This window comes from Pseudomonas sp. 30_B, assembly GCF_017491605.1.
Lineage (GTDB): Bacteria > Pseudomonadota > Gammaproteobacteria > Pseudomonadales > Pseudomonadaceae > Pseudomonas.
Window position 1 is genome coordinate 1 of record NZ_JAFGYY010000358.1, and the last position, 444, is coordinate 444.

The 444-nt window shown below is 73.2% G+C and carries 1 protein-coding gene; it reads left to right on the forward strand.

Features of this window, described 5'->3' with window-relative positions:
• Positions 1 to 184: 184 nt before the first annotated feature.
• On the forward strand, positions 185 to 444 hold a 260-nt coding region (locus tag J5M67_RS28655; RefSeq protein ID WP_207888704.1), incomplete at its 3' end, for a cation:proton antiporter.

Sequence of the window (444 nt, forward strand, 5' to 3'; positions counted from 1 at the left end):
ATCGAGGGCCTGCCCTGCCTGTCGGCGAACATGGCGCTCGACGGGCTCTACGTATCGACCCGGCCTCGGCTCGGCCTGCAGCGCGTCGCCGCGATGTAACCCGCGGCGGGCGCGCCGACGCGCGGGCGCGCGGGCGCGCATGCCCCCGGCGCGCCCGCGCACCGAACGCGAGGAGCCAACGAAGATGGCTGACTGGATACTGCAACTGTGCGTCGTGGTGGTCGTCGCATTCACGCTCGGCGCGCTCGCGCAACGGCTCGGGCAAGGCCGGGTCGTCGGCGAGCTGCTCGCCGGGCTGCTGCTCGGCCCGTCGGCGTTCGGCGCGCTCACCGTAGCGGGGCACGGCGCGCTGATCGGCCCGCAGACGGCCGCGCTCCTCTCGCGGCTCGGCGAACTCGGTCTCGTGTTCCTGATGTTCCAGACGGGCATGCACATCACCTGGAC